The sequence below is a fragment of the Psychromonas saccharinae genome (genome assembly GCF_051201515.1).
Classification (GTDB): Bacteria; Pseudomonadota; Gammaproteobacteria; order Enterobacterales; family Psychromonadaceae; genus Psychromonas.
In genome coordinates this window covers 83792-107559 of record NZ_CP195153.1, presented here as the reverse complement: position 1 = coordinate 107559, position 23768 = coordinate 83792, and the positions used below count along the sequence as shown (strand labels likewise).

Below are 23768 nucleotides of genomic sequence, written 5' to 3'. Positions count from 1 at the left end.
TTAATTCGTCCCTGAGTGTCCAAAACCACCCTCACCTCTTACACTATTTTCAAAACTATCCACAATTTCAAAGGTTGCCTGTACAACCGGTACAAAAACTAACTGTGCCAAACGCTCACCAGGCTCCAGCGTAAAAGCATCTGTACCGCGATTCCAACAAGAGACCATCAATGGTCCCTGATAATCTGAATCAATTAAGCCAACTAAATTCCCTAAAACAATACCGTGCTTATGGCCTAAACCTGAACGCGGTAAAATCGTAGCCGCTAAACTAGGATCGGCAATATGAATAGCAATCCCCGTTGGAATTAACTGCGTTTCCCCTGGTGCAATAACCATAGGTTGATCAATACACGCACGTAAGTCCATCCCCGCAGATCCAGGAGTTGCATGTTCTGGTAAAGGAAATTCTTTACCAATACGTGGGTCAAGAATTTTAAGTGCTATTTGTTTCATAATTATTATCCGTGATTTCTAAAAAAATATATTTACTATTGCCAATGCTGAAAATAAACGTCCAAAACTGTTTATTTATAATGCTGGCGTATAATTTCAAGCAGCTGAAATGCAACCACTTTTTTATCTGCTAGAGAAATATCAACGCGTTGATTTGCAGAAAATACCGTTAATGCATTTTGCTCACTATTAAAACCTTGCCCTGCCATTGCAACATTATTAGCAGCGATTAAATCTAAGTTTTTCCGTTTTAACTTATCGGCTGCGTAATGCTCAACATCCTGTGTTTCTGCTGCAAAACCTACGCAAAAAGGGCGATTGGCATGGCTAGCGACATCCGCAATAATATCGGGATTTTTAACTAATTTAATCGTTAAATCATCAATTTCTTTCTGTTTTTTTATCTTATGTGAAGCAATGTCTTCAGCACGATAATCAGCAACAGCAGCACAGGCAATAAAAATATCACAATGTGCTAAGGAGTCGATGCTTGCAGCATGCATTTGTAAAGCACTTTTGATATTTATACGATTAACATTCGTCGGAGTCGGTAAATTAACGGGACCGCTAATCAAAGTGACATTCGCGCCCATTTTCTGAGCCATTTCTGCTAATGAAAAGCCCATTTTTCCAGAGCTATGATTACTGATATAACGAACGGGGTCTAATGCTTCTTGGGTTGGTCCTGCAGTAATCGTAATATTAATCCCTTCAAAAATCGCTTTTTCTGGGTTAAAGAAAGCAATCACACGTTGGACCAAATCATCGGGCTCAAGCATTCGACCAGGACCGATATCACCACAAGCCTGTGGTCCTTTTCCTGGCCCCCAAATCAACGTACCACGCTGTGCTAAGACACTAATATTTTCCTGCGTTGCTGGCGAGAGATACATTTCCATATTCATCGCAGGAGAAACCGCAATCGGAGCGGTAGTCGCAAGACACAACGTAGTCAATAACTCATCGCCAAATCCAGCCCGTAAACGCGCAATTAAATGGGCAGTTGCTGGTGCAAGCAATACAAGATCAGCCCACTTACCAAGTTCGATATGCCCCATGCTCGATTGTGCACTCGGGTCCAATAGATTATCGGCAACTTCATGGCCAGAGACCGCCTGCATAGTTAAGGGGGTAATAAATTCCTTTGCGGCAGCAGTCATCACAATGCGGACTTCTGCTCCTTGATCTTTTAAACGACGCGTTAATTCGGCGCATTTATAAGCAGCAATACCACCGGAAATACCCAATAATATCTTTTTCCCAGTTAAAGCATGATTAACAGTCATAATAAACTCTCAGTGAACCAGACAGGTTTAATTTAAAAAAGAGCCACAGAATATAGCATAAAATATTGCCGCTTTGTTATGTTTGCCCTACCCAAAATAAGTAACTTTTTAGACTAAAAAAACTCAATAAAGAAATCTCACAAGCAGGATTTAACATAATCGACTAAATTTATTCACTCATGGTTAACAAAATGGCGACGTTATGACTGTATTAAAAGATTGGCCAGCACAAGAAAAACCACGTGAAAAACTGTTATTGCATGGACCCGATGCTTTATCAGATAGTGAATTATTGGCTATTTTTTTACGAACGGGTTGCAAAGGTATTGATGTTGTCACCCTTTCTCGTCAACTTATGCATGAGTTTGGCTCTCTACACGCATTATTTGCAGCATCACAAACCCAATTTTGTAAAAAGAAAGGATTAGGAGAAGCAAAATATGTACAACTCCAAGCCGTCCTTGAAATGTCTCGTCGTTACTTACAAGAACCGCTTAAAAAAGGCCAGGCTTTAACGAGTGCCTCTCAAACAAAAGCCTTCTTAAGTGCCAAAATGCATCATTTACCCTATGAAGTATTCGCCGCTCTATTATTAGACACACAACATCGAGTGATCCGCTTCCATGAATTTTTCTTTGGTTCCATTGATAGTGCAACGGTTCATCCAAGAGTAATTGCTCAAAAAGTATTAGCCGAAAATGCAGCAGCAATTATTCTTGTTCATAATCATCCTTCAGGCGATCCGACGGCCAGTATTGCAGACAAAAAAATCACCGAAAAAATCATTTCTGCGATGCAATTAATTGATGTCCGCGTTTTGGACCATTTCATCATTGGGCACGATAAATGTACATCTTTTGCTGAAAATGGGTGGATTTAAGGCAATTTTTAAGACTTTTGTTGATCTTTGATACGCATTCATGTATAAAATGCGCCCTCGACGCCTTTGGCGACGGCTAAAAAAGGTGTTCGACTATTTTGCTCGAGTAAAACAATTATTTTGGAGAATTTCGACATGTCTAGAGTATGTCAAGTTACAGGTAAGCGTCCAGCTACTGGTAACAATGTATCACACGCAAAGAACCACACACGACGTCGTTTTTTACCGAACCTACAAACTCACCGTTTTTGGGTAGAAAGTGAAAACCGTTTTGTAAAACTACGTTTAACTACTAAAGGTATGCGTATCATCGATAAAAAAGGTATTGATTCAGTATTAGCTGATATCCGTGCCAATGGTGAAAAAGTTTAAGGAGCTTAAAAAATGCGTGATAAAATTCGTTTAAATTCAAGTGCTGGTACTGGCCATTTTTATACTACTGATAAAAATAAAAAGACTATGCCTGAAAAATTTGAGATCAAAAAGTTTGATCCTGTAGTACGCAAGCACGTTGTGTACAAAGAAGGCAAAATCAAGTAATTCTGATTTAACCTTAAGCAAAACCCAGTTTATACTGGGTTTTTTTATGCCTGAAGGAAAATAATATGCACTTATCGCGCAAGGGTTGGAACAACGTACTTATTTTTTCTGTTTTATTAATTATCTTTGTATTTAACTTTAGTCAAAAATTAACCCTTTCACCGAAAGTCCACCAGCGCTCAGTTATTCCTGAAAGTGTTACCATTGTGGAAATCAAAACACCCGATTATCAAATCACCCGTCTTGGCCGCAGTTGGCAAAGCGAGCCTACACTTGGGTTATCGGAACAGCAGCTCAATACAGTAGTCGACAATTGGCAACACTTAAAGCTCACAACACAAGACCCTGTAAGTGAAAACGCAGCGCCTTATACCATACAGGTTTACATTGCCGACCAAGATCAACCGATCATCGTTCAACTTTATCAATACGGTGAAAACTACTTACTACAAACAGATTCAGATATGTCTCTATTGTTAGAAGCGAATCAACTGCCGCTATTGCTTGGTCGATAACAGCAAAATAAATATAGATCTGCTATTTACTAGAACACACTTATGTTTAATAAACTGACGACATAAATTACTCGTTATAGATTTGGTGACTAACGAGTATCACTGATAAACTAATCTAAGAATCCTCAATGGTGATAGAATCAAATGCCTGAATTACCCGAAGTAGAAACCAGTAAACGCGGTATCACTCCGCATATTATCAATCAACCCGTCTGTGATGTTATTCTTCGCCACACGAAACTTCGCTGGCCTATTCCTCAGGATTTACTGACACACATACAAAATGAAAAGGTAATATCCCTTGAGCGACGTGCTAAATATATCCTCATTAATTTTTCAACAGGAACACTGCTTATTCACTTAGGCATGTCCGGCAATTTACGTATTTGCCCATTAAACTCTGCACCACAAAAGCATGACCATGCCGACTTTATTTTCACTCATTGTTTATTACGTTTTACAGACCCTCGCCGCTTTGGTGCCATTCTCTGGCTTGGACGACATCCCGAATCATCTTCCCTGTTAAATAAGCTCGGACCGGAACCACTTGATGATAAATTCAATAGTCGATACTTATATACCCTAGCAAAGGGGCGAAAAATCCCCGTTAAGCAATTTATAATGGATCAGAAGGTGGTGACCGGTGTCGGCAATATTTATGCAACAGAGGCGTTGTTTATGGTTGGTATCAATCCAACACGTAGCGCTGGCAATATTTCTCTAAAACGATATCAATTACTCGTTGAAGCAATTAAAGAAATTCTGACACAAGCAATAAAACAAGGTGGTACAACGCTTAAAGATTTTGTGGGTAGCGATGGGAAACCCGGCTACTTTCAACAGACTTTACATGTTTACGGTAAAGCAGGTGAAGAATGTCCGAATTGCGAAACTGCATTAAAAACCGTTAAGTTAGCAGCAAGAACCACGGTTTATTGCCCACAATGCCAGAAATAAAAAATAAGAAGGAGTTTGAACCTTCGCATAATCTAGCCTTAATTAAAATGAAGGGAACGCTATGGAATTAAATACTTGGTTACTTTATATCAGTGTCATTGGCATATTAATCTTTAGTCCCGGACCTTCCGCTTTGCTGTGTGTTTCAGACGGTTTAAAATATGGTAATAAGAAAACCATTCCAACCATTATTGGTGGCGCGTTAGCAGCTTTGGTATTAATGTCCATTTCAGCTGCGGGACTTGGCGCTATTTTGATTGCCTCTGAAAAATTATTTTTTATAATCAAACTGATCGGAGGATTTTATCTCATCTATTTAGGCTGGACGACGTGGAAAGAAGGCAGTATTAAAGTTGAAATAACACCCGAGAATAGCTCTTCTTTTATTAATTACTCCTTTTTCTCATTACTCCGAAAAGGCTTTATGGTAGGTATTAGTAATCCAAAGGATTTAATTTTTTTCATCGCATTATTTCCAAGTTTTATGAATGCGGCTTTACCACAAACGGAACAATATATAGTACTTGCATGCACTTGGTTTATCCTCGACTGTACTTCCATGTTTATGTACGCAGGGCTAGGAGCCAAAATTAGTCCTTGGTTATCACAGGCCAAAACTAGGATATTAGTTAATCGTACCGTGGGCAGTTTATTTATTATCCTTGGCAGCACATTAGCAATCTCAACGGGAATGAGTAAAAAGCTATAATGACAATATTACTCGATATAACACTGTCCCCTTGAGAAAAAGAGTCACTTTGGATGCTCCCCATATTCTTTTATATTCAATCTCCCCTAATAAAAAAACAGGATAAAAAATAATGCACTCCTTGAGTATATTCGGTACCAGTAGCGATGCAGGGAAATCAACAATCTCTTTTGCGATTACCTATTTATTGAATGCAAGAGGCATTTCCGTTGCGCCTTTTAAAGCACAAAATGTATCCAATAATTCACAAGTTACCGATATTGGTGGAGAAATAGCAATACCGCAACACTTCGCTGCAGAAGCGATTGGTCTAAAAACTACCCCCCATATGAATCCTGTTTTATTGAAGTCCGGTGGAAAGTCGAAGGCACACATGATCATCAATGGTAAAAGCATGGGAGATAAAGATGTCTGGGGCTATTATCGTGATATCGATACACTCAAACCCCACGTTAAACGGGCATTCTTAGCCTTACAAAAAAATTATGAGTGTATCGTTGCAGAAGGCGCAGGTAGTCCTGTCGAACTTAATTTAATGGACAAGGATTTATCTAATATTTACATTGCCGATGAGTTTAATACTAAAATTATATTAGTTGCGGATATTGAGCGCGGTGGTGTATTTGCCTCTATTTACGGTGTATATCATTTACTACCAGAAAAACTGAAAAAAAATGTCATCGGTGTCATTGTTAATAAATTCCAAGGGGATATGTCGCTCTTTGATGAGGGTGTAAAGATCATCGAAGAAAGATTTACCATTCCCGTTCTCGGGGTCATTCCCTTCAAACCCTTTAATCTTGGTTTTGAAGACAGCGCATCGATTATGAACTACGTACAAGAGACTAAAGATGCAAAACTCAAAGTTGGTGTTGTAAAGTTACCTCATATCAGTAACTTTACAGACTTTGAACCACTTATCGTCGATAAAGAAATTGAACTTTCTTTTATTGCCAATGCAGGTGATGTTGCCAACTGCAATATTATCGTACTCCCCGGTAGCAAACGGGTAGTCGATGATCTTAATTGGCTAAAAATAAGGGGTTTTAGCGAGATACTGCAATCAAAACAGCAAAAAGTCATCGCTATTTGTGGTGGCTATGAAATGATGTTTGAAAATATACACGATCCAGAAAAAGTAGAATCAGATTGTGAAGTTACTAAAGGCTTTGCACGATTAAAAGGCGATGTCACCTTCGCAAAGGAAAAAATAGTCTGCAAAGGACACTACCACATATTTAACTGCAAAGCCGAGGGCTATGAAATTCACAATGGTGTGACACAGGAAAAAAGCATGATTAGCACCAATCTTTATGGCACCTTTATTCACGGTATTTTTGATAATGACCAAATCAGAAAACTTATTTTTTCAACAATTAATCCGGATTACCAAGGCTATAACTTCAAACAATTTAAAGCCTCATCAATTAGGGACTATGCAGAACATATAGATCAACATATTGATATGAATAAAATTGAACAAGCGCTACTTGGATAAAGCTTCATCCCCTTATGAAATATCTTTAATATGCATTGGGATACCCGCAGTGACCAACGTCACTTTTGGCACTTGCGCGGCGATAGCCTGATGCAACCACCCCGCTTGATCAACAAATTGACGACTCATTTCACCTAACGGGACAATACCGCAACCAACTTCATTACTCACTAAAATAACCTGTCCAGGTAATGTCTTTAAGGTAGATAATAATTGTTGTTTATAATCCTCCCAAGGCGTTTGAGTCTGCCCAAATAAACAATTACTGAGCCACAGGGTTAAACAATCAACAAGAATACAGTTATCAACATGACTATGTAAATGCAACATATTAGCTAACGCAAAGGGTTCTTCAATCACCTGCCATTCCGTCGGTCTTTGTGATTGATGAATCGCCACCCGTTGCGCCATTTCATCATCTCTTACTTCGCTGGTGGCAATATAAATAACCGGTTTATTAGATACTTTAGCAACACTTTCTGCATAACGACTTTTCCCTGATCGAGCCCCACCAAGTACTAATTCAATCATCTACCCCTCCTTTTTCTGTAATTTATGCAGTGCAGCTTCAAGCTTTTGCCATTGTGCCTCATTACCCGGTAAACCAAAACGGATTGCATTTTTTTCATCACAGAGTCGAGTTAAGATTTGTGCTTGGCAAAGTAATTCATGGAAAACAGGCGCATTTTCAATATAAACCGTTTTAAATAGCGCCGTTCCCACGGTTTTTAACGGCAAATAACGCGTTAATAATCGATCTAACCGGTCCGATGCTGACTTAATGCGTTTACGGTTATTATGTTGCCATTGGTGATCAGACAACGCTTGTTTAACAGCCCAACGACTTGGCCCCGATACGCCCCAAGGACCAATCTCCTCTTCGAGTAAATTTAAGATGATTGGTTCTGCAAAAACAAACCCGACTCTTGCCCCCGCTAAACCAAAAAATTTACCGACAGACCGTAATACAATTAAGTTAGCTAACTGTACTGAAGCACTTAATACCGAGTTATTAGGCGTCATATCAACAAAAGCTTCGTCGACGATCAACGTTCCTTTATGTGCAAGAAGTTCTGAATGAAGTGTTAATAAGCGTTCACGAGAATAAACATTACCGTTGGGATTATTCGGATTAATCACCAATACCACATCGCATTGGATTATCTGCTCATGGGTTGGTAAATCATCATAAAAAACAATCGACCATTGTTGATTATTCTGACAAAAATGACGCCATGCATGCTCATGCTCTTTATAACCAACACGCGGTAATGCCACCGTACCACATCGACCTAATTGCTTATTTAATACCCCCGGCAAAGCCATAATAGCAGCCTGAGATCCTGCAACTGCAATAGGCTGAGCCGATGCTTGATAATAATGCTTGGCAGCGAGCTCTAAACCGTCGTCAGCCTGCGGAAGTTGATTCCAAACGCATTCGGGGATCATACCAATAGGATAAATAAAAGGACTTACTCCAGTGGATAAATCAACCCAATCCTGCACATCACTTTGATAATGAGCAGCCATTTGCAGTAAATTTCCACCATGTCTCATCGCCATTTTTAAACCCTTGATATTATTTATAACTGAATACTATCATGACGCGTATTTTGTACAATACAGGCATAAATAAGGAACAGTCCGATCAAATAAATTTGATCGGACTGTGTTAGGGGCGTGTGCTTTTTAATCGTTGATCACTATTGCGGACTATAGTTCACTAAAAGCTTCATCTAATGTCGCAACAATAAAATCAGCCTCTTCTTTAGTGATCGTCAATACAGGGCACAAACACAATGTATTGTTAAACTTAGCAAAAGACCGGTTAGTTCTACCGATTATTAACCCTTTTTGCATACACAACCCAGCGACTTTTATCGCGACTTGCTCAGCAACCGGTGCTTTTGTTTGTCGATCACTGACTAATTCAATTCCTAGTATCAACCCTTTACCACGGACATCGCCAATAATCTCATGCTTCGCTTTTAATGTGGTTAATTCAGCAAATAAATAGTCCCCCATTTCAGCACTATTCTTTACTAAGTTTTCACGCTCTAATATTTCCAAATTAGCAAGTGCAGCAGCAGGCCCGACCGTGCAACCGGCATAGGTACTGACATCTCGAAAATAAGCATCTCTATCGCTACTATCTGCAATAAACTCATCAAAAATTTCTTCTGTCGTCACGGTACAAGAAATGGGAGCATAACTTGATGCAATACCTTTCGCCAAAGTAACAATATCGGGTTTAATACCATAATGCTGATAACCAAACCATTTCCCCGTGCGTCCCATCCCACAAACGACTTCATCTATATGAATTAAGACATTGTGCCTTTTACAAATTTCCATAACGGCAGGCCAATAACCTTCAGGTGGCGTGATCACCCCGCCACCAGCTGTAATAGGTTCAAACACGACGGCTCCAACGGTTTCAGGCCCTTCACGCAAAATTACTTTTTCAAGTTCCTGAGCCGCTAATATGCCATAGTTATCGACGTCACCAAATTGGCTGCGGTATTCACAACAATGAGGAAACTCCACAAAGCCAGGCGCAAAGGGTCCGTAATGTTTACGCCGTTCTTCTTGACCTGTTGCACTCAAAGCAGCAATAGTTGTACCGTGATAATCACGTTCACGATATAATATTTTATGTTTTTTACCACCATACTTCTGATGCGCAATTTGGCGCACTATTTTAAAAGCCTTTTCATTCGCTTCTGAACCGGAACTTGCATAATAAACACGACTCATACCCGGCATTTTTTGTAATAATTTCTCAGCAAACTCTGCACCTGGTGCCGTGCCCGCAGTACTGGCAAAAAAGTTTAACTCCATCACCTGATCACGAATCGCATCGGCAATTTCTGCACGCCCATACCCAACATTAACACACCAAACACCGCCAGAAGACGCATCTAAATAACGATTGCCCTTTGCATCCCAAACTCGGGAACCTTCCCCCTTCACCATAACGAGAGGATCTTGTTTGGTTAAGACACTATGCTGCCCTAAATGATGCCAAACATGATTACGATCTTTTTCTATTGTCGATGCCATTGATGATTCATTGCTTTGCATAACTCTCTCCCAATAAGACTTGTTTTTGCTATGCAGACACATTAACTGAAGCAATGAACCTTTCCCTAGTTCCAGCCATTTAAAAAAATAGATCCAAGATAATTGCCTTATTTTAGTTTTTATTTTTATAGGTATACTGAATTAATCGCTTATTACTGAAGGTACCGCCGTGGCTGATTTTTTATTAAATATTGAATTACATAACAACAGCAGTTATCAGCAACAAATCAGAGAAAAATTAGTTAATCTAATTAAACAGCAAGCTTTTGGCGATAAAGCCTTGCCCTCAAGCCGTAAACTCGCGGAACTGATTGGCGTATCAAGAAACACCATCATTTTGGTCTATGAAAGCCTTGTCGACGAGGGTTATCTTATTTCACGAGAGCGCAGCGGGGTTTTTATACATCCTGACTTACTCCTTGAACCCAGTTTATCCACACAACCGAGCGATCTATTAACCAACTCCCAGACTCCCAATTGGGACAAACGCTTACAAAAACACCCCAGCCAATTTACCTCACTTAATAAAGATAAAGATTGGATAAAATATCCCTACCCGTTTATTTATGGGCAAATCGATGCCAAGGAATTTCCCGTCTACCAATGGCGTGAATGCTCACGAATTGCCGAAAGTCGCGGCAAGGTACACGAATGGGTAGAAGGCTTTATTAATATTGACGATCCCGAACTCGTCACCCAAATTCGACAACAAATTTTATCAAAACGCGGCATAGTCGCACAGGAAGATGAAATTCTTATTACGCTTGGCACACAAAACTCACTATTTTTAATTGCTAATTTATTGGCGGGAAAACATATTACCTTTGGCGTTGAAGAACCTGGCCATGCTGATTTAAGACATATTATTTCGCTATGCCATAGCCAAGTAAAACCGCTTAATCTGGATTCAGAAGGCATCCAAGTTGGTCAGCAACTTAAAGATTGTCAGTATGTTTGTGTCACCCCTAGCCATCAATACCCCACCACGGTCACCATGTCGGTGGCACGTCGTAAGGCGCTACTAGAGCAAGCTAGAACGGATAACTTTGTCGTTATTGAAGATGATTACGAAAGCGAAGTTAACTTTATTGAAAAACCCTTACCTGCACTAAAAAGTTTCGATCAACATGGTCGTGTTATCTATTTAGGCAGTTTATCCAAATCACTTTCACCGGGTGTTCGCATTGGTTATCTTGTTGCAGATAAAAAACTGATTAAAGAATTACGACAATTGCGTAACCTACATTACCGACATCCCCCTGCCAATAATCAACGTATTATTGCACTCTTTATCGGCCAGGGATTCTACGACAGTCATGTCCGTCGTATGCGCCAATCCTACGAAGCAAAATGGCTATTGATGAAACAAGGACTTAAACAACATTTAAACCAATGTGAAATAAATGCAACACCGGGTAGTTTCTGTTTCTGGATAGGTTTACCGAAGGAGGTAAACAGTGATTTATTATTAAAAGCAGCTGCCGCAAAGGGAATCTTAATTGAATCAGGAGACAGCTTATTTTTAAAAGAGGATGCCCCAAAAAACTATATTCGATTAGGTTTTTCAGCTATCAATACAGATAAAATTTTAATGGGGTTAGCGATATTAGGTAAACTGCTCAATGATTTACAGCAAGCCTCACATAAAACATAAGTTACTTGCTGATTTGATAAAGATAATTAACGCAGCTTATTCAGCAATGCTGCCTTCACACACTCTGGTGCAAAAGAACTAATATCTCCACCGTGTTTAAACGTCTCTTTGACAACGGTCGAAGAAATAAATCCCGTTTCCGGACTTGCTGCAAGTAAGATGGTATCTAAAAGAGGATTTAGCGATTTATTAACCTGCGCGAGACGCAATTCATAATCAGCATCGATAGCACCCCGTACACCGCGAACTAAAGCATCGGCTTGTTGCTCAACGGCAAACTCAGCAAGTAACCCCGAAAATGGTATCACTTCAATACCAGGAATATCTTGTGTTGCTTTTTCGAGTAAATCACAACGTTCTTGTAAATTAAAAATGGGATTCTTGCTCGTATTAACCGCCACAGCAACAACAACACGCTCAGCCAATCGACTTGCACGAGTTAATAGATCAAGATGGCCATTTGTAACCGGATCAAATGAACCAGGGAAAACAACTGTCTTCATTTACTCTACCACTGCATCTTTAATTTTTTCTAACTCTGCTTCTGTTGACGTCGCATTCCAATAAAACGTGTAATAAGGCTCAGGGTGATCATCTGGACGGAATTGTTTTTTAGGAAATTCAAGCGCAAGGTAATTGTCCTTAAAAGTATAAACCGACGCACCAACGTTAACATCACTGGCAAGCCAAAATACGATAAAAGCAATAAACGGGTAAACAAAAAACAATTTAAACATAACAAACTCCATTTAATAACAGCGACTGGTTTGTACCATTAATTAAAAAATAAAAACAGCATAATTAACGATAATTTTTAATCTTGAGCAAATTTTTTAACTTATTGATTCCTAAACAAACACGTATTTTTTTCATTGGAAATACTTTTATTTATATAATTATTAGACTATATTTACTTTTATTATATAAACCTAGGGGAGATAATTGTTATGAATCACAGTCCATCACTCATTAGCGAAATATTAAAAAGTACCTTTTTAACTATCACATCTTTTACCTTGTTCGATTTATTAATCCAAGGATACAGCGACTATCATAGCTGGATGTTGCCAATATTAAGTAGCATCGGAATCAGTTATTACGTTATTAGCAAATATAGAATGCTTCTTTCAAAATAAACCCCAAATGGTGGTTAATTAAAAACCACCTCTTCCTTCGCATGTTTTAGAATCGCCGCAGACAAAAACGTTAAAAATTCATTACCACTTCGATCATCAATCCATTGTTCATTCTTATAATCATAATGGTGACCATTTTCATGCGTTGCTAACCAGATTTGATGCAATGGTTGCTGACGGTTAATAATGAATTTACTGCGATCATTGAATTCCAAGGTTAATAACCCACCATTTTGATCATAATCGACATCTGCCCCCGATTCTTCAATCTTATCCTCGATATTTTGATAAAGAAGATCAGCTAATTGTTGGAATTCACTATCATTCATGTTGGTTGCCCTTTGCTTTTGAACAATGAAATGAGATTATATACTTAAACTAATTACAAATGTATATGCTAGTGATACTTACAAGATACAAGTCGGAAAGCCCTATAATGTGCCTTTTTCTAATCTTCGAACTCACACCATAAACACAACATTTACATTAACATAGTTACAACATGTTATTATTATCACTATTAATTTATAAACTAAGGTGAAATATGAAAAACATCAAATTATTGACCGTTACATTTCTTTTCTCGAGTATATTAGCGGGTTGTGGAATGAAAGGGCCATTATATCAATCTGAAAATAGTAAACAGATTGCAGCAACAGTAGAAACTGAACAAGTTCCCTTGACTAATACCCCCTCAGTCAGCGATGAGACCGTGATTATCGGCGAACAAACTGTGTCTGCAGGTACAACGACAGTACCAACAAGTGCAATATCCAATACAAATGATGCGATGACCACTGCGAATAAAACGCTATCTACCAATGTAACAGCATCACAAACAACTGCAATGTCTAATGCAAATGATGCATTAGCAATGGGTAATCAGGCGGTATCAACAGGTACAGCGGTTATAAATACGGGAGCAACACCGACATACGTACAACAAGCGGCAATCAATGAGCCAACGACTCAAGATAGCTTAAGCCAAAATACTATTTTTACACCCGCATCAAAATTGCTCGCCGTTCCCGCAACACAATTCGCGCTTCAATTAGCCGCATTAGATTCCAATGAAACATTAAATAACTTTATTCGCATTCATAACTTACCACAGCCAGATATTTCTATTTACGCAACTGAATACAACAATTTACCTCGATATATCATACTTTTTGGACAATACACTAGCCGTGAATCTGCTAAGATGGCAAGTAAGTCCTTACCGGGTACTTTTGCCAATATGGAAACTTGGGTTAAAAGCTTTCAACTTATTCACCAAGAACTACTTGTGAAGTACAAATAAAAACGAATTTAACTGTATCTACCGCTAATCAAAATATAAGGGATTAAACATTGGATCACTTTAATTATCAAAATGATGGTCGTCTTTTTGCTGAAGGACTACCGATTGAAAAAATCATCGAAAAAGCGGGGACACCAGCTTATATCTATTCACGTGCAACCATTGAACGTCATTGGAATGCCTTTAACCAAGCAGCAGGAGATCACCCTCATCTGATTTGTTATGCCGTCAAAGCAAATTCGAATCTCGGTGTATTAAACCTAATGGCACGTTTAGGATCTGGTTTTGATATTGTTTCCGTAGGCGAATTACTGCGTGTGATTCAAGCCGGTGGCGATCCTAAAAAAGTGGTTTTCTCCGGAGTTGGAAAAACCGAAGTTGAAATTTCTACTGCATTACAAGCTGGTATTTACTGCTTTAATGTTGAATCCACTTCTGAACTACAACGTATTAACTTCGTTGCGGGCAGTCTAGAAATGAAAGCGCCAATCTCAATTCGTATTAACCCGAATATAGATGCAGGTACACACCCTTATATTTCAACGGGTTTAAAAGAAAATAAATTTGGTATCGATATTGATAGTGCGTTAGAAGTTTATCAACTCGCCAGTTCACTTGAACATTTAGAAATTAAAGGGGTCGATTGTCATATCGGTTCACAATTGACCGAATTGTCTCCCTTTCTTGAAGCATTAGACAAGCTATTGGCATTAATTGATCATCTTAGTGAACAAGGTATTACTATTTCACACCTCGATTTAGGTGGTGGTTTAGGTGTACCTTACGATAGCGAAACACCACCAGAACCAGCGGAATACATGAAAGCGATTATCAACAAAATGGGTGATCGTAAACTTAAGCTTATCTTTGAACCGGGTCGTGCAATCATGGCGAATGCAGGTGCATTGGTAACTAAAGTTGAATTCTTAAAACTCAATGAATATAAAAACTTTGCGATTGTTGACGCTGCCATGAACGATCTTATTCGTCCGGCTTTATACAGCGCTTGGCAAAACATTATTCCCGTTGATCAAAACCTTAACTCATCGGTCGAGCGTCCATCACGTGTCTACGATATCGTAGGCCCAATTTGTGAAACAGGTGACTTCCTAGGAAAACAACGAGAATTAAGCATTGCTGAAGGTGACTACTTACTTGTTCGTAGCGCAGGTGCTTACGGCGCGACCATGAGCTCTAACTACAATTCACGTTGTCGCCCAGCAGAAATAATGGTTGATGGTAAAAAAGCCTTCGTTGTTCGCGAACGTGAAGAACATCGTGATCTATGGCGTGGTGAGCACGTTTTACCGTAAATGTGCACAATGACGATAACTAAAACGAGGCTGTTATCGTCAATAATTTCACTCTAATAGGTATTTAACAGCGAGAAGTAATGAATATTCAATTTTCAAAAATGCATGGCTTAGGTAATGACTTTATGGTTATTGATAACGTCACGCAAAATGTGTTTCTGTCTAAGGACGCGATCCGCCGTTTGGCCGATCGTAACTTTGGCATTGGCTTTGACCAATTACTAATGGTTGAAGCCCCCTACGATCCTGAACTCGATTTTCACTATCGTATTTTTAATGCTGACGGCAGTGAAGTTGAACAATGTGGCAATGGTGCTCGCTGTTTTGCTCGCTTTGTTAAATTAAAAGGATTAACCACAAAACGGGTGATCAATGTCAGTACCGCGAAGGGAAAAATTCAACTTAAAATAGAGCAAGATGGCAATATTATTGTTGATATGGGTAAACCGATTTTAGATCCCGCGAAAATTCCTTTTGTGGCTAAGAAAGAAGAAAAAACCTATATCCTGCGCGTTGAAGACCACACCGTTATTTGTGGTGCAGTTTCCATGGGCAATCCGCATTGTGTTGTTTTGGTTGATGATGTTGATACCGCGCCGGTCGAAACACTCGGGCCATTACTAGAGAACCATGAACGCTTTCCCAATAAAGTAAATGTCGGATTTTTAGAAATACAAAGTCGAGATTTTGCACGCCTACGTGTTTGGGAACGTGGTGTAGGTGAAACACTTGCTTGCGGTACAGGCGCCTGTGCTGCTGCAGTTGTTGGTCAAATTCAAGGTAAACTCGATACCCACTGTCGAATCAAACTACCCGGTGGAGAATTGCGTTTCTTTTGGCAACCAGGACAAAGCGTTAGAATGTCAGGATCGGCAGAATTTGTATTTGACGGACAAATTCAAATATAACTTTCTTAATATTGCTACAATAAGTGTAATTATTGTTTATTAATAAACGGTAATTACACTTTTTTATTTGGCAGACATACACTATGAGTTCACTACAGCCACTTATCGATCAATACCTTAATCATATCAGCAGTCAGCGTGGTTTAAGCCCTGTTACCGTTAAAAACTATCAGCGTAATTTAACTGAATTTATTGATTTACTAAGCAAAAAGCAGATCATCGATTGGGTCGACTTAGACAGTCAGACCGTTCGTTTTATGGTCAAAGAGCTCCATCAAAAAGGCATTAAAGCGCGTTCTATCGCGACCAAGCTATCTGCTTTGCGTTCCTTTTTAAGTTACCTTGTACAATATGAATACATCACCAGCAATCCTGCAAAGGGGATCGCTGCTCCGAAACTCGATAAACCTTTACCTAAAAACTTATCCGTCGATGAAATGTTTCAACTACTCGATATTGATGAGAATGACCCACTTAGTATTCGCGATCAATCCATGATGGAATTGATGTACTCTTCAGGATTAAGGCTTAGCGAGTTAGTTGGCATTAACTTAAAAGATATCAAACTCTCATCGATGGAGCTAATGGTAACCGGTAAAGGCAGTAAACAACGTTTATTACCCATCACAGAAAGCGCAGTCACAGCGATTACACTCTGGCTTAAAATTCGCCCTGAATTTTGTGTTCCCGGTGAGCAAGCCCTATTTGTATCGAAACAAAAAAATAGAATATCAGTGCGTAATGTACAAGATAGAATGGAAAAATGGGGATTAAAACAATCATTACCAAGTCATATCAACCCACACAAGTTACGTCATTCCTTTGCAACCCACATGCTAGAATCCAGTGGTAACTTACGCGCAGTGCAAACCTTACTTGGTCATGCTGATCTCGCAACAACGCAAATTTATACTCACTTGGATTTTCAGCATTTATCAGAAGTCTACGATAAAGCCCACCCTCGTGCGAAACGTAAAAAATAAGCTAAATACTGGAGTTTTTCTATGAAGTATTATCGACCACTCAAGCCCATTAAAGCGATCAGTTTCGATCTTGATGATACCTTGTACGATAACCACCCCGTTATTAAACGAGCCGAGCAATCGTTTATGACCTATCTTAATACGCGCTTTCCGGCACTTGCTGAATTAACCAGTAAACAATGGTTACTTTACAAAAATCTCGAACTGAAAAATTATCCTGAATTAAAAAGCGATGTATCACGTGCCCGACAACAAACGTTAACCCGTATTATGACTATTTACGGTATTCCTGAATACAAGGCGATTGAATACGGAAAACAAGCATTGGCTGAGTTTCTACGACTACGTAGCGATTTTAAGGTACCCGAATCAAGTATGCTATTGCTCAAAAAACTACGTGAGCATTATCCAATCATCGCCATCACAAATGGTAATGTCGATGAATTCCAAATCCAACTCGATGATAAATTTGAGTTTGTATTAAAAGCTGGCGATGGGCTAAAGGCTAAACCTGCTGGCGACTTATTTATCGAAGCTGCAAGGCGTTTAAATATTGAAGTATCGGACATTTTACACGTCGGCGACCATTTGATAACCGATGTGTATGGCGCCCAAAATAATGGTGCACAAGCAGTTTGGTTTAACCCCGATAAAAAAGCATTAACCGCTGCGAGTTTATTACCCGCAGTTGAAATCAATCATTTAGAAAATTTATACAAACTGCTACAATTACCAACAACTGAATAAAAACACAGGTACTTTTTATGGATGTTTCTTACTTAATCGATGGACTAAACGACCACCAGCGCGCAGCTGTTTCTGCCCCTGAACAGAATATGCTTGTGCTTGCAGGCGCAGGCAGTGGTAAAACACGTGTGCTAACCCATCGTATCGCCTGGTTAATGCAGGTAGAGAATATTCCAACGTACGGGATCCTTGCGGTTACCTTTACCAATAAAGCCGCTAAAGAAATGCGTAGCCGTATTGCCGATATCTGCCCACAACATATTGGCTCAATGTGGATTGGTACTTTCCACGGCATCGCCCACCGTCTATTGCGTTTGCATTACAAAGAAGCTGACCTGCCTGAACAGTTTCAGATTATTGACAGTGACGATCAACAAAAGATGATTAAGCGGATTATCAAAACCCTGCATCTCGATGAAAAATACTACCCAGCAAAAGAATTACAGTGGTATATCAATGATAAAAAAGATGAAGGTCTACGCGCCGCTCATATCGATCCCGGCTACAGCATGCAGGAAAAACAACGATTACAGGTTTATCAAGCCTATGAAGCTGCCTGTCAATTAGCAGGATTAGTCGATTTTGCAGAGTTATTATTACGCGCTCACGAATTGCTCCTCAATAACCCCGCTCTATTATTACACTACCAACAACGTTTCCGTCATGTGTTAGTAGACGAGTTCCAAGATACCAACAAACTGCAATATGCATGGCTAAATCTATTAACCGATAATGGAAATTTCTTAACCATCGTCGGCGATGATGATCAGTCCATCTATGGTTGGCGTGGTGCTGACATTGAAAATATTCAACGTTTCCTAAAAGAAAAAAACAATCCCGTGACCGTTTGTTTAGAGCAGAATTACCGCTCTACAGGGCATATTCTCAACGCATCAAACCAAGTCATTAAAAACAACAGCGATCGTTTAGGCAAAGAATTATGGACTAGCGGTGAAGATGGCGAGCCCATTTCCATTTATAGCGCCTTTAATGATTACGACGAAACGCGTTATATCACCTCGCAATTACAAACATGGAAAAATCACGGTAATCAACTATCTGATTGCGCGATTTTATACCGAAGCAATGCCCAATCCCGACTGTTTGAAACCGAGTTAACCGCCAATCAAATCCCTTATCATATTTACGGAGGGCAGCGATTCTTCGACCGCTTAGAAATCAAAGACAGCGTCGCCTATTTACGTTTAATGAATAACCATCAGGACGATGCTGCATTCGAACGTATTGTAAATAAACCTAAACGTAAGATTGGTAATACAACCCTCGATAAAATTCGTTTTTGTGCCCGCGAGCAAGGTTATACGATGTGGCAAGCAAGCCTATATTTAATCGAACAGAAAAAATTAAGTGCAGGTGCCAAAAGTTCATTAGTCGGGTTTATTGAATTGATTAATCGTTTTGCTAGCGAAACCTCAGAGCTCCCACTTTTTCAAATCGTGGATCATATTAATAGCCACTCTGGTTTACAGGCAATGTATGAAAATGAAAAAGGTGAAAAATCCCAAACTCGAATAGAAAACTTACAAGAGCTTGTTTCAGCAGCTCAGGCATTCAAAGTTCCTGAAGAAGAGGAAGAAATGGATGAGCTCACCGCCTTTTTAGCCTATGCAGCGCTAGAGTCTGGTGATAATCAAGCCGACGAATTTGAAGATGCAGTACAACTAATGACCATGCATGCCGCTAAAGGACTCGAGTTTCCACAGGTATTTATGGTCGGCGTTGAAGAAGGCATGTTCCCAGGACAACAATCCGCAGACGATGAAACTCGCCTAGCGGAAGAACGCCGTCTTTGTTATGTAGCAATGACCCGAGCAATGCAAAAACTCACCATCAGTCATGCAGAAAGTCGTCGTTTATACGGACAAGAGAAATTCCATGCGCCCTCTCGTTTTATTAGCGAACTGCCTGAACAAGATATTGAATACATTCGCCTAAAAACACAGGTTAGTCGCGCCCAATCACCCGCTCCGAAAAAACCGACCTCACTCGGCATCAGCCAAGACATTCAAGGGTTCCGACTTGGCCAAGGTGTCAAGCATGCCAAATTTGGAATGGGTGTGATCATTGCTCAAGAAGGTGAAGGTGAAAATAGCCGACTGCAGGTTCATTTTAAAGAAGCCGGTAGTAAATGGTTAATGACCGCCTATGCAAAACTCGAAGCGATGTAATTCTGATATGTTTATGGTTTTATGGAAAATCATAAACATCGATTTTTAGGGATCTCAACCTAATAAAGCCATCAAATGAGAATACCAACTTAAACCGACTAGAACAGACTCTATTTTTATTAAATGAAATGTAAGTTTTTAGGCTACTTTCGATTTTATAAACACTGTTTTTAACAGTTTCACTTGTATTGAATGATTAACTGTATATTTACATCACAAAAAATAGTGATTTAACATAATAGTCATTTTGTGCATGCACAACTTGCGTTAACGTACATGATAAATATCACCTATAATTATTCTTAAACTTTTTATCTAAATAAAATAGTAATATATCCTTTCAAAAAAGGATATGTGGCATGGGTTGATACTTATAAAGCTTTTATATGTCTTGGATATGCGAATTTATGAGTGAATATGAAATTTTGACAGTAATACTTTCTGCTTTTGCAGCTCTAATCAGTATCATAGTTTGGAATGGGCAGAGAAAACTCCAAAGAGAGAGCTTAGATATGCAAAAAGCAACTGCTGATCTGGCAAAGAAACAACTCGAAATATTGATTAAAGAAGACAAAATACAGTCATCAGCCCGCTTAAAACTTGAGCTTATTAAAGTAGGTAATGTTTATAGGTTTGTAATTTCTAATATTAGCAATGTTGAGGCAAAAGATGTTGGTTTTGAATTGTTAATTGATAACCCAAAAAAGAGCCCTCTTATAAGCTCTGATGTTGCTTCTAAATTACCAGCTCCAAAATTATCTCCAGGAAGTGAATTGAGTTTGTTAGCTGCAATCCATTTAAGTAGTCCTACTGCGTATAATGCTAGATTGACATGGATTAACCCAAATGGCGAAAGTGTAGTTGATGAAACCTATGTGTCTTTGTAGTAAAAAATGCATATAACAATTAATCAACTGGACACATAACAGTTAGTGTTAGGCTAGAGGATAGTTAATTGTTAGATAAAAATAATTATATTCTGATCGCAGAACCAGTTGGCGACAAACTGCATCACTCTATTCGTGCTGTTATTGTTTTTATCCCATGGGTAGTGGTGCCGCTTTAGAAGTTTTTAACGCCATAATTCAGCCCCTGCAGAAAAAGAATTGAGCGATGAATTGAAGATGTTATTGACTAACTAGACGTGTTGAGTAACAAACAAGAAGAGAGCATCTCTCAGTTTATTAAAAGGAGGCTGATTTCAATGATAAATATTTTTTTATAATAGGTTTTGATAAAGTTATTGATCGTTACAATTAATAAACACATCAACCCGTTAAACGAATTACCCAAAAGGTCACCAATTAGCGCCTTTTATTGTGTATATACTTCCTAAGTGTCAGTTTACTTCCTCCAACACTTAGACTAGACGTTACTAACTCGATTATTAATATCATTTACTAGCAACTTCTTGATATTTTAAATTGCGTTTTTGCAGACAGAGATTTATAGGAATATATAAATAATGACTTCCACTAGTATCATTTTTCTTGTTTTTTCATTAGTAATACTCCTAGTAATGTTTGTGATAATGCCAAAGGACAAAAGATGTAACGCATGTAACGCATGTAACAGCCCCCTATCTCCCCACAGACAAAAGAGTTTTTTCAAAATATTAGATGGACAAGAAAAAGAGGTATGTAAGAGTTGTTATAACAGTTATGTTAGTCATATATACCAAGAGCCGAAAATTAATGATCTAGGTCACGTGGAGAAAAAAGACCAAAATATAAAATCTAAAATAGAACCTGTTAAAAGTTCGATAAAAAAGGTAACTAAAGATCTAAGTGCTCTACCTGATGTTAAAAAAGTTCAGCCTAAAAAACAACCTAAATTAAATGAAGCACTAACGAAAAAGAATCTTAATTATCAGTCACATAAAGAAGAAGTTAACATTGGGTTATTACAGGATATATGTGCATACCCAGTTGAGAAACTACTTTTTTTAGACTGTGAAACGACTAGTTTAGATGAACCAAGTATTATTGAATTAGCAATAGTAGACTTCAATGGAAATGTAATTTATTCAAGTCGCTTTGCTACTACTTATATAATCAATGAAAGTGCTTTTAAGGCTCATGGTATAAATAAAAATGACTTAATTAATTGCCCTTCCGCAGAAACAGAACTGCAATCCATTTTAACGATTTTAAAGAATAAAAGGGTAGTTACATATAATACTAACTTTGATTTTAGAGCACTAAAATTTACATTTTCTACTCCATCAATGAACTTTTTTTTCAGTGAATTAGAAAAAAATAGTATATGCCTTATGGCAGCTATAAAGTTAAAATTAAAGCTATATAAACCACTTTCTTTAACAGAGGCATGTAAGCAATTTGATGTAGAAAAACTACCGGCACACAACGCAATAAATGACGCATATATGCTTCAAAGACTGTATACCAAATTTCTAGAATTGATTGTTAATAACACTGGAGAATGGTTACCTAAATTCGAAGATATAAATTTTAAGCATTTAATTGAATGCAAACGAAATGAAAGTATTCCGTATTGGTCATCTACGGATAGTGAAAGGCAGGCTTTGTATTTAAAAGGCACGGCAGGAGGCAGTGGGAAAATAGCTGAATTAAGTAAAGAATTAAAATATAAACTAAATAAATTTGGTAGTTTTGATTTTTTTCTAGAGGGAAATTGCACTATACCTATTATTAAAGTAATAACCAAAAGTGAAGCGGAAGCTTCAAAGGAATTCGAACAAGAAATAAAAGCATACAAAGATTCTTTTAATCAAGAATTATTGAATGCTAAGATACCGAAGCATGGCAAATTACGATTAACTTTCAGGGAGTATTATTATAGCAATCGCTATAGTAATACTTTGTTTCTGACTAAAGATAAGTTATACCAACGTAAATACTCTGATGGTGATACGTTATATCTATCCCCTTTGACTTTCACTGCGGACTTTAATTATCGTGATGTTGTATTTATGAATGAAGCAAAGGAAGACTGTGGTAGATTGCTGAATGTAACTAAGGCATGGACTAGAGTCTTTGGTATTTTAATGAAAGGTTATCGTGCAGAAGTAAAAATTATTAATTCAGATAAAAATGCATCAAAGGTTGACGTCTATTTTATCAAGCTTCTTCCATAAAAAACATGTCTAAAATTAGTAGCTCCACATAACAAGTTTAAATATTGTATGGGCTAACTCATAATAATAAGTTATGTGAAATACTCCGACAAATGGACGTGGCTCTCTGTATTTACCATAACACCCGTTATGCGACATTCTAAAAGGCTACCTGTGGTAGCCTTTTTTACATAAAGACTTAAAAATTACACTGTAACTTTTAAATGGTAGAAATTAAGCCACTGCTAAATGAAGCCCTATCGCATGGCTTACTTTAAATATGGTGCTCCATTTAGGCTGAGTCTTTCCGTTGAATGTTTTATATAAACTTTCACGACTTACTCCTGCAACTTTTGCTACATCAGTAACACCATGGCTTTTAACTAAATGCCCCAATGCTGAAACAAAAACATTTGGATCATCATCTTCTAAGCATTCACGTAAAAAATCATTGATTTCATCTTGAGTGTCCATGTAATCAAAAGGATTAAATGGGCTTGTTTTATTTGGCAT

General features: G+C 38.4%; 25 protein-coding genes. 16 read left to right on the top strand and 9 right to left on the bottom strand.

The features are described from left to right. On the bottom strand, positions 1–456 hold the full coding sequence (dut, locus tag ACR30L_RS00495) for a dUTP diphosphatase (RefSeq protein ID WP_435236103.1): 456 nt from the start codon (positions 454–456) through the stop codon (positions 1–3). Between the two features lie 71 nt (positions 457–527). Next, on the bottom strand, positions 528–1742 hold the full coding sequence (gene coaBC / locus ACR30L_RS00490) for a bifunctional phosphopantothenoylcysteine decarboxylase/phosphopantothenate--cysteine ligase CoaBC (RefSeq protein ID WP_435236102.1): 1215 nt from the start codon (positions 1740–1742) through the stop codon (positions 528–530). A gap of 202 nt (positions 1743–1944) precedes the next feature. Between coaBC and radC the strand changes: the two genes are divergently transcribed. From radC to ACR30L_RS00455, 7 genes are all read left to right on the top strand, one after another. Next, positions 1945–2622, top strand: coding sequence for a RadC family protein (radC, locus tag ACR30L_RS00485; RefSeq protein WP_435236101.1), 678 nt, complete (start codon positions 1945–1947; stop codon positions 2620–2622). Positions 2623–2757: 135 nt separating this feature from the next. Next, positions 2758–2994 carry a 50S ribosomal protein L28 gene (gene rpmB / locus ACR30L_RS00480; RefSeq protein WP_435236100.1) on the top strand — a complete coding sequence of 79 codons (237 nt, stop codon included), beginning with the start codon at positions 2758–2760 and terminating at the stop codon, positions 2992–2994. A 12-nt stretch (positions 2995–3006) separates the two neighbouring features. Further along, positions 3007–3162, top strand: a complete 156-nt coding sequence (gene rpmG / locus ACR30L_RS00475; protein WP_435236099.1) for a 50S ribosomal protein L33 — start codon at positions 3007–3009, stop codon at positions 3160–3162. A 65-nt stretch (positions 3163–3227) separates the two neighbouring features. After that, complete coding sequence (locus tag ACR30L_RS00470; RefSeq protein ID WP_435236098.1) at positions 3228–3677, top strand: hypothetical protein; 450 nt, start codon at positions 3228–3230, stop codon at positions 3675–3677. Between the two features lie 144 nt (positions 3678–3821). Further along, the gene (gene mutM / locus ACR30L_RS00465; protein ID WP_435236097.1) at positions 3822–4634 is read left to right on the top strand and encodes a bifunctional DNA-formamidopyrimidine glycosylase/DNA-(apurinic or apyrimidinic site) lyase; all 813 of its coding nucleotides are present in this window, start codon (positions 3822–3824) and stop codon (positions 4632–4634) included. A 61-nt stretch (positions 4635–4695) separates the two neighbouring features. Next, positions 4696–5343, top strand: coding sequence for a LysE family translocator (locus ACR30L_RS00460; protein WP_435236096.1), 648 nt, complete (start codon positions 4696–4698; stop codon positions 5341–5343). Between the two features lie 112 nt (positions 5344–5455). Continuing rightward, positions 5456–6841, top strand: a complete 1386-nt coding sequence (locus ACR30L_RS00455) for a cobyric acid synthase (protein WP_435236095.1) — start codon at positions 5456–5458, stop codon at positions 6839–6841. A gap of 12 nt (positions 6842–6853) precedes the next feature. On the opposite strand, the gene cobU is transcribed toward ACR30L_RS00455, so the two are convergent. The 3 genes from cobU to ACR30L_RS00440 all read right to left on the bottom strand — a co-directional run bounded on the left by cobU (position 6854) and on the right by ACR30L_RS00440 (position 9925). Further along, the gene (gene cobU, locus ACR30L_RS00450) at positions 6854–7372 is read right to left on the bottom strand and encodes a bifunctional adenosylcobinamide kinase/adenosylcobinamide-phosphate guanylyltransferase (protein WP_435236094.1); all 519 of its coding nucleotides are present in this window, start codon (positions 7370–7372) and stop codon (positions 6854–6856) included. Then, positions 7373–8404, bottom strand: coding sequence for a threonine-phosphate decarboxylase CobD (cobD, locus tag ACR30L_RS00445; protein ID WP_435236093.1), 1032 nt, complete (start codon positions 8402–8404; stop codon positions 7373–7375). A gap of 150 nt (positions 8405–8554) precedes the next feature. Continuing rightward, a complete protein-coding gene (locus ACR30L_RS00440) occupies positions 8555–9925 on the bottom strand; it encodes an aspartate aminotransferase family protein (protein WP_435236092.1) in 1371 nt (456 codons plus the stop codon). 169 nt (positions 9926–10094) lie between these two features. Here ACR30L_RS00440 and ACR30L_RS00435 point away from each other — a divergent pair, with 169 nt between their 5' ends. After that, on the top strand, positions 10095–11579 hold the full coding sequence (locus tag ACR30L_RS00435; RefSeq protein ID WP_435236091.1) for a PLP-dependent aminotransferase family protein: 1485 nt from the start codon (positions 10095–10097) through the stop codon (positions 11577–11579). 26 nt (positions 11580–11605) lie between these two features. On the opposite strand, the gene coaD is transcribed toward ACR30L_RS00435, so the two are convergent. The 3 genes from coaD to cyaY form a co-directional block, all read right to left on the bottom strand. Then, positions 11606–12082 (bottom strand): pantetheine-phosphate adenylyltransferase, encoded by a 477-nt coding sequence (gene coaD / locus ACR30L_RS00430; protein ID WP_435236090.1) that lies wholly within the window; start codon positions 12080–12082, stop codon positions 11606–11608. Next, on the bottom strand, positions 12083–12316 hold the full coding sequence (locus ACR30L_RS00425; protein ID WP_435236089.1) for a hypothetical protein: 234 nt from the start codon (positions 12314–12316) through the stop codon (positions 12083–12085). 413 nt (positions 12317–12729) lie between these two features. Next, positions 12730–13044 carry an iron donor protein CyaY gene (cyaY, locus tag ACR30L_RS00420; RefSeq protein ID WP_435236088.1) on the bottom strand — a complete coding sequence of 105 codons (315 nt, stop codon included), beginning with the start codon at positions 13042–13044 and terminating at the stop codon, positions 12730–12732. A gap of 215 nt (positions 13045–13259) precedes the next feature. Between cyaY and ACR30L_RS00415 the strand changes: the two genes are divergently transcribed. From ACR30L_RS00415 to ACR30L_RS00380, 8 genes are all read left to right on the top strand, one after another. Then, positions 13260–14018 (top strand): SPOR domain-containing protein, encoded by a 759-nt coding sequence (locus ACR30L_RS00415; protein ID WP_435236087.1) that lies wholly within the window; start codon positions 13260–13262, stop codon positions 14016–14018. Between the two features lie 50 nt (positions 14019–14068). Beyond that, complete coding sequence (gene lysA / locus ACR30L_RS00410) at positions 14069–15331, top strand: diaminopimelate decarboxylase (RefSeq protein ID WP_435236086.1); 1263 nt, start codon at positions 14069–14071, stop codon at positions 15329–15331. Between the two features lie 80 nt (positions 15332–15411). After that, the gene (dapF, locus tag ACR30L_RS00405) at positions 15412–16239 is read left to right on the top strand and encodes a diaminopimelate epimerase (RefSeq protein WP_435236085.1); all 828 of its coding nucleotides are present in this window, start codon (positions 15412–15414) and stop codon (positions 16237–16239) included. An 83-nt stretch (positions 16240–16322) separates the two neighbouring features. Beyond that, positions 16323–17222, top strand: coding sequence for a tyrosine recombinase XerC (gene xerC, locus ACR30L_RS00400; protein WP_435236084.1), 900 nt, complete (start codon positions 16323–16325; stop codon positions 17220–17222). 21 nt (positions 17223–17243) lie between these two features. Beyond that, the gene (locus ACR30L_RS00395; RefSeq protein ID WP_435236083.1) at positions 17244–17969 is read left to right on the top strand and encodes an HAD-IA family hydrolase; all 726 of its coding nucleotides are present in this window, start codon (positions 17244–17246) and stop codon (positions 17967–17969) included. 17 nt (positions 17970–17986) lie between these two features. Beyond that, positions 17987–20158 (top strand): DNA helicase II, encoded by a 2172-nt coding sequence (gene uvrD, locus ACR30L_RS00390; protein WP_435236082.1) that lies wholly within the window; start codon positions 17987–17989, stop codon positions 20156–20158. Between the two features lie 407 nt (positions 20159–20565). Continuing rightward, positions 20566–21045, top strand: coding sequence for a hypothetical protein (locus tag ACR30L_RS00385; protein ID WP_435236081.1), 480 nt, complete (start codon positions 20566–20568; stop codon positions 21043–21045). Between the two features lie 644 nt (positions 21046–21689). Then, positions 21690–23276 (top strand): 3'-5' exonuclease, encoded by a 1587-nt coding sequence (locus tag ACR30L_RS00380; RefSeq protein ID WP_435236080.1) that lies wholly within the window; start codon positions 21690–21692, stop codon positions 23274–23276. A 213-nt stretch (positions 23277–23489) separates the two neighbouring features. Here the strand turns inward: ACR30L_RS00380 and ACR30L_RS00375 are convergent, their stop codons facing one another. After that, positions 23490–23768, bottom strand: a complete 279-nt coding sequence (locus ACR30L_RS00375) for an addiction module antidote protein (RefSeq protein WP_435236079.1) — start codon at positions 23766–23768, stop codon at positions 23490–23492.